This window comes from Streptomyces sp. NPDC001480 (assembly GCF_042894725.1).
Classification (GTDB): Bacteria; Actinomycetota; Actinomycetes; order Streptomycetales; family Streptomycetaceae; genus Streptomyces.
Genome location: NZ_JBIAVX010000006.1, coordinates 102,574 through 115,650, shown reverse-complemented (window position 1 = coordinate 115,650; position 13,077 = coordinate 102,574). Strand labels below are relative to the sequence as shown.

12 protein-coding genes and 1 pseudogene are annotated in these 13,077 nt (G+C 69.4%); 5 read left to right on the top strand and 8 right to left on the bottom strand.

Features of this window, described 5'->3' with window-relative positions:
- Positions 1 to 270 precede the first annotated feature (270 nt).
- Positions 271 to 669 (bottom strand): annotated as a pseudogene (locus tag ACFY01_RS16005) (IS110 family transposase); the annotation flags it as partial.
- Between the two features lie 240 nt (positions 670 to 909).
- Between ACFY01_RS16005 and ACFY01_RS16000 the strand changes: the two are divergent.
- Positions 910 to 1,188, top strand: a complete 279-nt coding sequence (locus tag ACFY01_RS16000) for a DUF6207 family protein (RefSeq protein ID WP_390736323.1) — start codon at positions 910 to 912, stop codon at positions 1,186 to 1,188.
- A 250-nt stretch (positions 1,189 to 1,438) separates the two neighbouring features.
- Positions 1,439 to 3,904 (top strand): FG-GAP-like repeat-containing protein, encoded by a 2,466-nt coding sequence (locus ACFY01_RS15995; protein ID WP_390736322.1) that lies wholly within the window; start codon positions 1,439 to 1,441, stop codon positions 3,902 to 3,904.
- 134 nt (positions 3,905 to 4,038) lie between these two features.
- On the opposite strand, the gene ACFY01_RS15990 is transcribed toward ACFY01_RS15995, so the two are convergent.
- The gene (locus ACFY01_RS15990; protein WP_390736321.1) at positions 4,039 to 4,257 is read right to left on the bottom strand and encodes a hypothetical protein; all 219 of its coding nucleotides are present in this window, start codon (positions 4,255 to 4,257) and stop codon (positions 4,039 to 4,041) included.
- A gap of 180 nt (positions 4,258 to 4,437) precedes the next feature.
- Here ACFY01_RS15990 and ACFY01_RS15985 point away from each other — a divergent pair, with 180 nt between their 5' ends.
- Positions 4,438 to 4,584 carry a hypothetical protein gene (locus ACFY01_RS15985; protein ID WP_390736320.1) on the top strand — a complete coding sequence of 49 codons (147 nt, stop codon included), beginning with the start codon at positions 4,438 to 4,440 and terminating at the stop codon, positions 4,582 to 4,584.
- A gap of 492 nt (positions 4,585 to 5,076) precedes the next feature.
- Here ACFY01_RS15985 and ACFY01_RS15980 read toward each other — a convergent pair whose 3' ends face one another.
- The 5 genes from ACFY01_RS15980 to ACFY01_RS15960 all read right to left on the bottom strand — a co-directional run bounded on the left by ACFY01_RS15980 (position 5,077) and on the right by ACFY01_RS15960 (position 10,262).
- Positions 5,077 to 6,285 carry a PP2C family protein-serine/threonine phosphatase gene (locus tag ACFY01_RS15980; protein WP_390736319.1) on the bottom strand — a complete coding sequence of 403 codons (1,209 nt, stop codon included), beginning with the start codon at positions 6,283 to 6,285 and terminating at the stop codon, positions 5,077 to 5,079.
- 474 nt (positions 6,286 to 6,759) lie between these two features.
- On the bottom strand, positions 6,760 to 6,963 hold the full coding sequence (locus ACFY01_RS15975) for a cold-shock protein (protein WP_190203608.1): 204 nt from the start codon (positions 6,961 to 6,963) through the stop codon (positions 6,760 to 6,762).
- Between the two features lie 510 nt (positions 6,964 to 7,473).
- Positions 7,474 to 7,998 carry a hypothetical protein gene (locus tag ACFY01_RS15970; protein WP_390736318.1) on the bottom strand — a complete coding sequence of 175 codons (525 nt, stop codon included), beginning with the start codon at positions 7,996 to 7,998 and terminating at the stop codon, positions 7,474 to 7,476.
- Positions 7,999 to 8,629: 631 nt separating this feature from the next.
- Positions 8,630 to 9,238 carry an SUKH-4 family immunity protein gene (locus tag ACFY01_RS15965; RefSeq protein WP_390736317.1) on the bottom strand — a complete coding sequence of 203 codons (609 nt, stop codon included), beginning with the start codon at positions 9,236 to 9,238 and terminating at the stop codon, positions 8,630 to 8,632.
- A 469-nt stretch (positions 9,239 to 9,707) separates the two neighbouring features.
- The gene (locus ACFY01_RS15960) at positions 9,708 to 10,262 is read right to left on the bottom strand and encodes a CGNR zinc finger domain-containing protein (RefSeq protein WP_390736316.1); all 555 of its coding nucleotides are present in this window, start codon (positions 10,260 to 10,262) and stop codon (positions 9,708 to 9,710) included.
- Between the two features lie 175 nt (positions 10,263 to 10,437).
- Here ACFY01_RS15960 and ACFY01_RS15955 point away from each other — a divergent pair, with 175 nt between their 5' ends.
- The gene (locus ACFY01_RS15955; RefSeq protein WP_390736315.1) at positions 10,438 to 11,634 is read left to right on the top strand and encodes an MFS transporter; all 1,197 of its coding nucleotides are present in this window, start codon (positions 10,438 to 10,440) and stop codon (positions 11,632 to 11,634) included.
- Positions 11,635 to 12,341: 707 nt separating this feature from the next.
- Here ACFY01_RS15955 and ACFY01_RS15950 read toward each other — a convergent pair.
- Positions 12,342 to 12,515 (bottom strand): CsbD family protein, encoded by a 174-nt coding sequence (locus ACFY01_RS15950; RefSeq protein WP_390736314.1) that lies wholly within the window; start codon positions 12,513 to 12,515, stop codon positions 12,342 to 12,344.
- Positions 12,516 to 12,762: 247 nt separating this feature from the next.
- On the opposite strand from ACFY01_RS15950, the gene ACFY01_RS15945 reads away from it, so the two are divergent.
- Complete coding sequence (locus ACFY01_RS15945; RefSeq protein ID WP_190177074.1) at positions 12,763 to 12,933, top strand: hydrophobic protein; 171 nt, start codon at positions 12,763 to 12,765, stop codon at positions 12,931 to 12,933.
- Positions 12,934 to 13,077: the final 144 nt, after the last annotated feature.

The following is a 13,077-nucleotide window of genomic DNA, read 5'->3' as shown; positions in this document are numbered from 1 at the left end:
TCCGGGCCTGCGTCCATCGGCCGATGACACACCGGCACATGCAATCCCCAGGCCGCTGAACTCGATGTCAGGCACCAGCCCGGTCGGCGTCAGGAAGCGCTGTGGCAGGGCGGTCCGCAGGTATGGCACACAGGCGGACTTTTCCAGGACCGGTTGAACCCGCTTGCCGTTCCTTTGTGACGGCTCCGGCGTGACCGGTCAGGACCGAGCCTACGGCGGTGGCGTGTGCCGCGTCGGACACGTCCCACAGGCGCACGGTCTGGTCGTCGCGCGTTCCAGCGACGGGTGGAACTGGGTGAGCAGGCCGTGTATCCGGTTGGACGTACGGGTGGCCTCGGCGGCGAGGTCCTGGTCGAAGCCGACGAGGACCGTGAGCTCGACGGTGATCTCGTCGGTGAGCTCAAGCGAGCGCAGGGTGTGCGGCAGGGTGCGGGTGGCGTCCGCGATGACCGCGGCGTCCTTCGCGTCGGTCTTGGCCTCACCCGGGTAGGGGTCGGCGATCCGGCGCATGGCCAGGCCGGGCAGGTAGGCGACCTGGCAGCCCGCGTCCCGGGCCACAGTCAGGGGAAGAGCACCGACCGAGGCGGGCTCGTCCACGATCACCAGCACGGTGCCGAACTTCGCGGTCAGCTTGTCGAAGACGGCCCGTAGCTTGGGCTCGCTGTTGGGCTGCTCCCACGTCTTCGGTGTTGAACATCGCGCCCTTCCAGGGGGAGTCGAACGTGCCGGCCTCGGCAGTGGTGTCGTACGCGCGCATCCACGTTATGCAGACCTGCCGCTCGCAAACTATCCGGCGTTGCGCCGGACCGGACGGTGGCCGGACCTCTCATCAGCGTCTCCGACGGCACCTCCCAGGCCCGGCGACACCCCCCACCCTCGTTGTCGGCGGCGGCTGCGAGGCCGGACGGCATGGACAGCGACGATGAGCAGCTGCTGCGTGGCTGGATCCACGGAGCCGACCACGACCACCCGGGGCCGAAGCCGGGACGGAGCTTGGCCGAACTCGTGCAGACATCGCCCGCCCAGCACACGACGCGGGACGCCGACGAGCCCGGAGTACGGCTGCGTTGCTACCTGGACCTGCGACAGCCCATCAGCCCGGCCACGCTGGTCGGAGGCCTGCCCCCGGTCGGCGCAGCCGCACCTCGGAGACGCGCCTGCGCCCGACGGACACCGGCCGCCCGTTGACGTACTCCCGCACGGCCGGCAGGCGGCCCGGGCGGCATGGCTGCGGAAGCAGCTGCCAGGGGGGCTATACGGGGAGGAGCGGGTTTACACCCTGTCAGTGGTCGCCGGACCGTGAAGTGTTGCCGCCGTTGAAAGATTTTTCCGCACCCCTCTACGCCACTCAATCAAACTCCTTCACGATTCGCTCACGAACCCCCTAAGGTGCCGATCGGGGGGCGAACGGCCCCTACGGGGAGGGGAATCCACACACATGGGCAGATCAGCGCTGCCGTCGCGCCGTCGTGCCGCGGCCGCCGCACTCGTCACCGTCTCGCTCGCCCTCGCGGGCAGCACGCTCCCGGCCGTACCGGCCGCCGCGGCGACCGTGCAGCCGCCGTGGAGCAGCCCGGTGTCGCTGTACGGCTACAAGTCCGAGGTCCAGGACGTCGTCATCGCCAAGGACGGCACCGCCGTGGCCGTCTGGACCCAGTACACGACCGGCGTCCTCCACTGGGCGACGCGCCCCGCGAACAGCGAGACGTGGACCACCGGGGTCCTGGCTTCCGAGACGGTCAGCGAGGCGCGTCTCGCGGCCCGGCCGGACGGTTCGGTCGCCGCGGTGTGGACCACGACCGACCACATCGCCTCCGCCACCCTGGGCGCCGGACAGTCCGCCTGGTCGCAGCCCACGGTGATCGCCTCGGACCAGAGCACGGACTTCGACTCCCCCGACCTCGCCGTGGGGCCGGGCGGGACGATCGCCGCCGTGTGGAGCCAGCGCGTGTGGCGGACCGGCAGGAGTGAGGCGTACGCGGCGACCCTGGTCGGGGAGGGCACCTGGTCCACCCCGGCGCAGGTCAGCAACGCCGCCACCTACGCGGGCGCCTCCGGCTACGGGACTGTCGGGCACCCGCAGATCGCCTACGACGGACAGGGCGGGCTCGTCGTTTCGTACTGGATGAGCGTGAGCTCCCAGTACTACCGGGTGATGACCAACACCAGGCCGTTCGACACCTACACCTGGCCGACCCCGCAGGAGATCACCGCGGCCACCGACGCTCCCGCGCTGGCCTCCGCCCCGGACGGCTCGGTCCACCTGGTGTGGCACGACGCGAACGGCACCTTCCAGATCATGCGCCGTTCCAGCGCGGCCTCCGCGTGGAGCCGGCCGCAGACCGCCGCGACCGCCGTCGGCGAGCCCGCCGAGGTCCCGGAGCCGCTGGTCGGGCCCGACGGCGATGTCACCCTCGTCTGGACCGACCGGGCCACGGGCGCGGACGCCGTACGGACCACCACCTTCGACAGCACCGGCGGCACCTGGTCGGCGTCGAGGACGCTGTCCTCCGGTGACGCCCAGTACACGTCCGACGCGGTCATCGCCCCCGACGGCTCGGTCCATGTGCTGTGGCCCGAGCTTGACGCCGACCAGCAGCGCGAGTCCGTGTGGGAGTCCACCCTGGCCGGCGGGGAGTGGACGTCCGCGCGCCGGGTAGGTGGCGGGCGGTCGGTGCACGTCGAGATCGCCGCGGACGCCGTCGGCTCCGCCACCGCGGTCTGGGGGCCGTCGTCCACCATCTCCTACGACACGGAGGTGATGGCCTCCACCATGGCCTGGCCCACCCTCAAGGTGACGGACAGCACGGTCCCGGCGAGGGTGTTCCTGAACGGCACCACCTCCTCCAGCGCCGCCTGGAAGCCTTCTTGGACCACCAACTCCGCCGTCGCCTCCTGGACGCTCACGCTCAAGGACACCGCGGGGCGGACCGTCCGCACCCTCACCGGGAACCCCGGCTCCGCCACGACGATCGCCCCGGTCTGGAATGGCCGCACCAGCACCGGCGCGATCACCGTCAACGGCAGGCTCACCTGGACGCTGAAGGCCGTCCAGTACGGCTCCGGCACCCCGTCGACGCTGGGGACCGGCACCATCGCCGTGGCCGGCGGCAGCCCGGCCTTCCGTGACTTCAGCGGCGGCGTCGACATCGTCTCCGACGGCTTCGGCGACCTGCTCCAACTCGACACCTCGGGCAGGCTCCAGTGGCTCCTGGGCACGGGCCGCGGCGACCTGACGGGGGGTGAGATCGGCGGCGGCTGGTCGACGAGCATCAAGGCGGTGCCGTTCGGCGACCTCAACGGCGACCGTTGCAACGACTTCCTCGTCCGCGTCGGCGACGCCCTGCGCGCCTACTGGCCGGGCTGCGGCAACGAGCCGTCGGCCGCCGGCACGCCGTACAAGACGGTCTCCAGCACCGGCTGGAAGCAGTACGACGTCCTGACCTACCCCGGTGACGTCACCAAGGACGGCCGCCCGGACCTGATCGCCCGCAACTCCTCCACCGGCGCGGTCTACCTCTACAAGGGCACCAGCACCGGCACCCTCTCCGCGCGCGTGAAGCTGTACGCCAACTGGAAGACGTACAAGAAGGTCGTCGGCGCCGGTGACCTCAACGGCGACGGCATCGGCGACCTGATCGCCCAGGACACCTCCAACAATTTGTACCGCTACTACGGCAAGGGCAACGGCACCTTCGCCGGCCGCGTCAAGATCGCCAGTCGCTGGGGCGGCTCCTACAACGTGGTGGTCGGCGTCGGCGACATCACTGCCGACGGCAAGAGCGATCTGATCGCCCGCGACACTGCCGGCAACCTCTACCGCCAGTCCGGCGACGGCAAGGGGTCGTACGGCACCCGCGTCAAGATTGGTAGTGGCCTCAACCGTGCCAAGGGGCTGTTCTGACGGTCCACCGGTAGCGCGGGTGAGCGAGGGCGAGCCAAGTGTGCGTTCAGTCTCAGGGACACGCCGCGAACACGGCGTGTCCCTGAGACCCGATCACCAGCCGCTCTGGTGGTGAGCGGTGCATTGTGCCCGTATTATGTGAAAATGAGGAGCTCTGTGAGCTGCTCTACGAACGCCGGCCGGTCCCGCTCCCGCACCAGAGCGCCCTCCCCACCAGGGACCCCGCCGTGCAGCACCTTCACGGCGACCTGACGCTCCAACAACAGGCCCCAGGCGTACCAGACCTGGCCCATCCCGCCCTGCCCGATCAACTTGCCGAGCCGATACCGTCCGGCGAGCGTACGTGTCGTCATGGCCGCCGCGGCTATCGCGGCAGCCGCCAGGTCGTCCCAAACACCTCGCCGCCCTCCGCGCGGGCACCGCCGAACCGGTCCGGGCCGACATCCCGAGTCCTCGCAAGACCACCTCGTGGATCCGACTCCTCCGGATACGCATTCTCACCCGCCCATGATCTTCGTTATCAGAGCACCGGTTTGACTGTCGAGCAGGCTGTACGACGGATGGGCCCGATCGCCGGGGCATTCGCCCTCGACCAGCAGTTCAGCGGCGCCCGGGCGCGCCGCGAGTTCGGTTGGACGCCCACCCGTCTCGATGCCCTGACCGAACTCGCCCTGGGCTGAACCACCAGGGGCAGGGGCGGCTGCCCCCCTCGGGAAGGCTGTGCCCGATGCGGTGCCTGGAGTCGTCGTGGCAATTCTCGCGGCCTGCCGGCCATGACCTGGCTCTCCCCAGCCGCCGCGACAGGCTGGCAGGGGATGGTTGAGGAGAACGTGTATCGCATCGACGCCAGGTCGCTGTTGGCGGCAGCGGTGAGGAGGCCGAAGGCAGGATCAAGGACACGTGCTCCATGACAGCGGAAAATTGCCACCAGTGGACGATTACAGCTCACGACTGCGCAAGATGCGCCCTTGACGTTCATAGCATGCCGACCAGCACCAGCACACAACTGCTGACGTCGGTTGAAATGGCACGCTTCGTGGGGCAGGGCTTCCCGCGCCTGGACGGGGTGGTGCAGCAGAAGACCAATGATCGAGCGTGTGGTCGTAGCGCGATGCCCAAGCGCACAACGGAGTCCCGGACCTTCAGGAACTGCGGGGCCGGCGCAATGCCGGTCAACGGTGCTGCGGGCGCCACTCGAAGAGCAAGATGGTCACGTCGTCCCGTAGCTGGTTGCGCTGGTAGTCGAGGATGGCGTGGATGAGCAGCCGCAGCACCTCGGCCGGGCGCTCGTCGGCGGCGGAGGAGCGGATGATGAAGTCGGTGAACCGGTCGAGGCCGAACTCCGTACCGTCCGCGTCCCGTGCCTCCACGACACCGTCGGTGTAGAGCAGAACGCAGTCGCCCGGCTCCAGTGTCGTCTCGTGAACCTGCCGGGTTGCCGGGGCGAGTTGGCCGGCCAAGCCGATCGGCGGTTGCGGGGGGCTGTCCAACGCCCCGTCGAGCACCCGTTCGGCACGGATCAGCAGCGGCGGCGGGTGGCCGCAATTGACCCAGCGCAGCACCCCGGTCTTCGCGTCGAGCCGACACAGCACGCCGGTGCAGAACTGGTCGGGCAGCCACCGGGCGAGCGCCTGGTCGACAGACCCGACGACGTCGGCCAAGTCGCAACCGCCGCGGCGGGCGTTGCGTGCCGCAGCCATGGCGACCGAAGCTGTCAGGCCGGAGACCAGATCGTGCCCCATGGAGTCGAGGATGACGGTGTGCAGCACGTCCTTGACGACCGAGTGGTCGAAAGCGTCGCCGGCGATGTCGTACGCCGGTTCCAGGACCGCGGTCGACACGCACCTCCTGCTGCCTATGGTGCGGGGTGGCAGGAAGGCCCGCAACATCTCGGTGGGCAACCGCATGGTCGCGGTACGAGTACGGGCGGCGAGCCAGTCGCTGTAGGCGCGCTTGGAGGTGATCAGCATGGCGAACAGATGGGCCAGCATCCGGACGCGGCGCAGACGCGCCCCGTCGAGTGAGGCGGTCCGCGCTGCCAGGACGCCCAGCCGCTCCGCACCGTCGACCAGAGGCATCCAGACCATCACGCCGTCGTCGGCCTCGGCCACTCGCGGGGAGACCGTGCGGTACGCCCAGCCGGCCGACGAACGGTCCACTGGCAGCGTCTCCATGGCCTCGTCGAGTGGGATGAGCAGTCGTTGTTGCAGATCGATGAGGTAGATCGACGCGGTGTCCAGGCCGAGGGCCGAGGCGCACCGGTTCGCCAGGGCGGGCAGTTCAACCGGCAGGGCCGCCTGTGCCTCGATGATCAGTTCTTCCAGCCGGTTCTCGTCGACGGCGGTATGGGAACCTGCGGACGCGTGCGGTGGGTCCGACATGGGGATCACCTCTTCCGAGCTCAGTCTCACACCCACCCCGACCTCTCTCACGTCAGGCAGACCAAGGGGGAGCTCCAAGCCCGACCGGAGGAAACAAGGCTCATGATCAATACATCTGGTGTGGGGCGACGAAGCCGTCGGTCGCTCGCCGCACCCTCTTCCTCCGGCCTCACGACCGCGACAACGGCCCCACCGGCCCCTACGTGATCCCATGCCGAGACTGCACAGGTGCTGTGAGGTGGCTTCCACGCTCCCTCGGGACTTTGACCGCGTTGAGTGCTACTGCGATTGCGCAGCGCTGGTGAGTGGTCATGTGCCGGCCGGTGCTGTCTGCGCGGCGCGGCCTCTGTGAGAGCGGGGGCCTTGGCGCCGACCTTCCCGGCTGCAATGGTGCTGAGGTCGACGGCTTCGCCGACGCCCGGCGCCTCGAGAGCGAACGCTCTCGAGGCGCCCGGCCGTCAGCGCGGGCGCGTGTCAGGCAGGGGTGATGTTCTCCGCCTGCGGGCCCTTCTGGCCCTGCGTGATGTCGAAGGTGACAGCCTGGCCTTCCTGGAGTTCGCGGTAGCCGTTGCCGTTGATGTTGGAGTAGTGCGCGAAGACGTCGGGTCCGCCTCCGTCCTGCGCGATGAAGCCGAAGCCCTTTTCCGAGTTGAACCACTTGACGGTGCCGCTGGCCATGCCGGTGCCTCTCAGTCGATATCGGGTCCGCACCGCGCGGGCCCGAAGGTGATCGTCCTGGTCCTCAGGCACTGCACAGCAAAACGCCCGCACCAGGGCGCGGGCAGGTACTGCGAACCACGACAACTGCCTGTGACGCTACACCGCAAGCCCGTCCCCCACCACCGATAATGACCATGGAGGAAGCCCGGGCCGAAATTACGCGACAGACACGGACGCAGCGTCGGCGCCATACCCAACGCGCTGCACCTCACAGCCAGCCCTGGCAGCCGGGGCCGCCACGGCCGCCCTGCTGTCAGCGCGGCGGCGATGTCTCCGCAGCCCGCGAGGGGACGCAGCATCACCACGAGCGGGGGGGCATGCATGGAATTGCCGAGTCGGCATCGGGTCAATCCTTTTCCAGCGCGGCGAGGTACATGTGGATGGAGTGGAGGGGCCGAGGGCAGAGAGTCGTACGGCCGCGCCCGCTGGGTCCCCTGACCTTCATCGCCCTCGTGCGACCGGTCGCGTTCAACGGTTGACTGCCCCGACAAGGACTGCGAGCGCGGTGAGGGTCTCAGCGCCACCCACGCCGCCTGCGCGAGTACGCCGCCGACGAAGGCGGAGCAGCAGCGGCATGAGGCTGTCCGGAATCGGCAACGCGCTCGTGGCCGGCGACAGACCCTCGCCGACCGCGTGCACCAGGAGCGCCGCCACCACGGCGACTGAGGCGGTCAGCGCCAGGGTCGCCCCCTCAAGGGAGCGACGCAGAGCGAGCCCCGATGCCGCGCCGAGCCGCCCGCACGACCTGGCTCGCACGGGCAGCCCGTACGGATCACGGCGCCCATCGCCCCGTACGGAGGCGAGGGCGGTGAGCGGCACCGTCCACTGCGGCACACCGGCCTCATGGGCCTCGTCCCATGCGTCGGGCAGGGGATCGAGGACCGCAATGATCAGTAAGATCCCTGACACGGCGGCCGGCAGAAGCGCGGGCCGGCCGGATCCACGCCGCGCCAGCCAGGCGCCCACCACAGTGGCCACAGTCACCAGGACCACGGCCACCAGCGTTGGGGTTGAGGGGGAGCTGCCACCCGGGTCCATCGTCAGTGTGTGCGCCTGCTGCGTAGAGCGCGGGAGCGTGCCCCCTTCCTGCGAGGGCGGCGGGCTTGTGTGCGCAGTGCCCGGTTGAACCGGCTCCATCAGCGCCGGTAGCAGTACGAGTCCGAGGAGGCGTCGCCGCCTCGCAGGCGTGTCTGGCGCTCCTGCAAGCCGAGGAAGTCCGGGCCGTGAGGGAAGAAGCGGCTGTCGACGGAGAGTCCGCCGTGCGAGGTGTCGGCGGGACCGAAACCCTGCCAACGCGGCGGCGCGGCGGCGCGGGCCGCCTCGGTGTCCGGCGCGTCTCCGGCAGGCCCGAGAGCGGCGACGCCGAGCGACCACCGGGTCTTCCGGCCGCCCTGCAGGTTGGCCGTGTCAGGCGCCGCTCGCCGACCGGGTCTGGTAGGCGACGGGATCTATCCAGCGGGCTGATAAGCCGGCCGAGGCCACGAGCCCGAACCGGACTCCACGAGGAAAACGATGGGCGACTGGGACGTACGAGAAGCCCAGCAGTGGGTCAAGGATCCGGCTGAACATGTTCGCGACCTCGCGGAGCAGACGGAGCAGAGGAGACGGCGGCCTCGGCCGGCGATCACACGTAGAGCGAGCGGGGTCCTGGGCTGTTGCCTTTGAAACGCTGGCCCATGGCGATCTCATCGCCCACTACCGACCAGACGGTCTCGTCGTTCTGGAAGGGCAGCGGGTCGATGCTGCTCGTCTCCTCCCGGATGCGATGGACCTCGCCGTCCAAGCGTTCGAAGTCGGACTCCTCGTCGCCGCTGAAGGTGAACTCTTCGAGCAGGCGCTGGAACCGGAGGGTGACCTGGACGAGGGAGGAGACGTCCGTGTGGAGTTTCTGCACGGTCTCCTGATCGGGGTCGAAGGCGTACAACCCGCCGGATGCGGGGTCGAGGGCCAGGTGCGCGTTGAGCAGCCAGCCGATGACGGACCAGTCACCCGCGCCCTCCGCGGCGTCCTCGAAGTCCTCAATGCAGGCGACGTCCTGGACGAGGGGCAGCAGGCCGTCGTGCTCGTCGAGCTGACGCAGCAGGAACGTCCCGGTGGGGACGCCGACGGTCTGAAGGAGGCGGGCGCCCTTGGTGTCCGCGGCGGCGGGCGGGAATGCGGTGGCGGGCAGGGTCGCGATCCGGTCCTCGCCGAAGATGCCGGCGAGTTCGCTACGGGTGACGTCGAAAAGCACTGCCGGAACTCCGAACTCCGCGGCGGCACGGGCGCCGTGGGACTCTCAGTGGATGGAAGCGGGCACAACAACAGCGTTGCGGATGGAGGCGCCTACGGCGACATTCCGTCTCGCCCGCGAAGAGTTGGCAGCGGCATCTCTACGGAGCAAGCACGCAAACGGTATCGGTTCGACGGGGCAGGACGAAGTCCAGCTGTCGGGGCAGCCTGAACCTCGTGCGGCTACGGCGGCCGTAGAGCGGCCAGTCAGACGACCCGCTTGCGGCTGGCGGTGCGGTCGGGATGAGGCGGCGCCGGTCGAGGACGTCACCGAGCCGCACGAGGAGGAAGATGCGCCGTTCCCTGCTTCCCGGGTGGAGCCGGCTCGCAGAAACCCTCAGCACGGCCGGTTGCAACGCGCCGACGGTGCCGGGATAGATGCGGAACACGGGTGGCCGCGGAAGTCCTCGACGGTAGAGGCAAGGTCCGGGTCAGACTTGCACGTCGTCGCGGGTGCGGCGGCGGCGGTAGGCGGCGGCGTTGATCCTGCTGCCGCAGCTTCGCTTGGAGCACCAGCGGCGGGTAGCTGCGCGGGAGCGGTCGACGAAGAGACGGGTGCACGGCTCACCGGCGCAGTGCCGGATGAGCAGGCGGTCGGGTCCGCCGAGCAGGTCGCTGGCGCTCGCCCCGAGGGTGGCCAGTACCTCCTGGACTCCACCGTGGCGTTCCACCTGTCCCACGGCCTGGAGTGTGAGGCGGACTGGAGGGTGCGCGGCGGCCTGCTGAACTCGGGCGATGTCCTCGGAGTCAGCCGGCTTGTCTCCTGCGGCTGCCAGAGCCAGCCGGTAAATCGCCTCACGCAGCGCACGCGCTTGGGCCAGTTCCGTCTGGCCGACCGCCTCCAGTCCGTCCACCACGCCGGCTTCGACAGTCCACCAGGTGAAGTCCTGCGGCTCGACCAGCAGTTCCTTGCGGCGCGTGGTGCGCCAGGCCATGGTGGCGGCGAAATCGAGGGCCAAATGATCACTGATGAAGGAGAAACTCACCCCCCGAGTATGGGCTGCGCGGGCGCCGAACACACATGCCGTCATACCTTCAGGGTATGACGAAAGCAGGATGAGCCACGTGGGGCACTCGAACAGCAGGGTCCCGGTCTGGAGGCATGCAGTGCTTACGCAGACGTCCGTGCAGTCGGAAAGGCATGCAGGCACGGAGAAGTGGGTGCTCATCCGCTACCTGCAGGTGGCCCTGCTGGTCCGCCTCGCGTCCGAAGGGGCGCGGGTCGCCGTGGTGGTGCTCGCCGTGGACCGTACCCGAAGTACCGGCTTCGGAGGTGCTCTCGTCGCGGCCCTGCTGGTGCCCAGCGTCGTCGCCGCCCCGCTGGTCGGTGCCGTCGCCGACCGGGTCCGGCGACGTCGGTTGTTTCACGCCAGCTTCCTGGTCTTCTACGGGACGGGGCTGGGCGCAGTCGCGATGCTGGTCGGGCGGGTCTCCGCTCCTGTCGTCCTGGCCGTAGCGGGTGCAGCAGGTTGCTGCACCCCTCTGTTGACGGGAGGTTTGACCAGTCTGTTGGGCGACCTGCTGCCGCCCACGGCGCTGAGCCGTGCCTTCAGCCTGGACGCCGTCTCCTACAACCTGGCCGGGATTGCCGGGCCGGCCCTCGCCGCTGCCCTCGCGGCGTCAACCGGTCCCGCCCGTGCCCTCCTGGTACTGGGCGCCGGTGCCACTGGTGGCGGGTTGCTTGTCTTCGCCCTGCCGCTGGGCCCCCGCGCCGGCGGGACCCACGCGCTGCGCCCCGCCGACTTGGGGGCCGCAGCCGCTCTGCTGGTCCGTGACCCGCCGCTGCGCTCGCTCACATGGGCCAGCGGAGTGGGCCAGCTCGGGATCGGTGCCCTGCCCGTGGTCTGTGTGCTGCTCGCCGCTCGCTACCAGACGCCCTGGGCCGCAGGCGGCCTGATGACCGCCATGGCGCTCGGCTCACTGACCGGCTCACTGGCGTACGCCTGGCGACCGTGGGGCAGCCGCCGCCCCGAATGGACCGTCATCACCATGCTTTTCGCGACCGGGGCGGCGCTGGCCTCTGTGCCATGTGCGCGCAACGCCGCCGCGGCAGCCGGCGGCTTTGCACTGGCCGGGTGCTGCACGGGCCCGCTCTTCGCCGCGCTTCTTACCGGGCGCGATCGCTACGCGCCGCCGACCACCCGGACCCAGGTGTTCACTCTGGGAGCAAGTATCAAGAGCACCTTCGCCGCAGGCGGGGCCGCTCTGGCGGGCGGCTGGCAGTCCGCCGGGTCGGGAAGCCTCGTCTTCGCGGTGGCCGGCTGCCAGGTTGTCGCGGCCGTCCTGGGCGCGCTCTTGCTGAAGGGACGACAGGCCAAGGCTGACTGCCCGCCGTCGGAGATGAGCACGGGGCACTGAACCCTCTCCCCCCGGCTGACTGGCAGTTGCGTCATGATTTCCGCCCCGAGAACACGAGACACCGTGCACCTGAGACACCCGTGCAGGTCACATAACGCCTTCCGGCCCGGTGTCGGCGGGCAGTTGCGCGAGGGCTGCCGCCCGAATCTCGGGAAACGACTCAATGATCATGTCAAGCCGCTCGCATGGGCGTCTACAGCGAAGGTCTCGTCCGCAGCCTCGACGGCTACCGGCACGATCCGGCCTCCCCGCGGACCCTGCAGAACCCGTGGACCCGGGAGCGGGCCCAGGAATGGGCGGACAGCTGGAACCAGCCCCGGAGCCCGTCCGCATCGACGGCCACTCGCACCCATGGATCTGGGTTGCCAACCCTCCGCCGGTACAGCTCCAGATCTACGGTGAAACCCTGCACCTCGCCCACTACGGCACCGGGGGAGCCCACTGCAGCCGCACACGCCCTCCCGTGGAACGGACCCCGAGCCCTGAGCGGGAATCCCGAACGTGCGAGCGGGGTAGTTGACGCCGCCGGCGGGGAATTACGTGACGTTCCACCTAGTACCCAGATCCACGGGCATTGGCTATTCCTTCGGGCCGTCCCACAAGCGTGACTGGCCATACCTGAGCTGCGTCGCAGCTTGCACACAGCACAGGGATGAGGGGCGACCTAGATGCCGGGCCGCCCCTCACGCGCAGGTGCCTTATAGCGGTCAGCGCCGGCCGGTGTCCTTGAGCGACTCCTTGGTCTCGCGGGCGTGGCCCGCAGCCTGGGCCGCGCGGCCCTTGGCGATCAGCTTCTCGTTGCCTGTGGCGCGTCCGGCTGCCTGGACGGCCTTGCCGACGGCCTGCTCGGCCTTGGCCCTGGCCTTCTCGCTGGCGGACATGCTGCTCACCTTCCTTTGTTTCCGGCATGAGGTGCTGGCTGTGCGCATGACCCCTCACCGCGCCGGCAAACCCCAGGCCACGGCCGAACACTGAGTGATCGTCGCCGCATGACTGCGGTGCATCAGATGCCGGAGAGGGGGAAGCGTGAACGGCGCGTACATGCCCTTGATCTCGTGCAATTAACTCCCTTTTTGTGTGCTTGTAGGGGCTGGGTAAGGGAATCCGGTGGTCAGGAGGTTGATAACGATGGTTCCCCTGCTTCTGGTTCTTCTGCTGGCTCTGATCCTCTTCGGCGCGGGCTTTGCGCTGAAGGCGCTGTGGTGGATCGCTGTGGTCGTGCTGATCGTGTGGCTGCTGGGCTTCGTCGTCCGGTCCGCGGACGGCGCGGGTGGCAAGGGCCGCTGGTACCGCTGGTAGGCGCAGATCCTCGGCGTGAGAGCGCTATCCGTAGCGGAGATTGACGTGGGGCCCGGCCGGATAGGCCGGGCCCCACGTCATGCAAGAGGGCGCATTCCGCTTTGATGGAGGGGATGGATCGGGCGTACCGGGCGCATCAAGGGG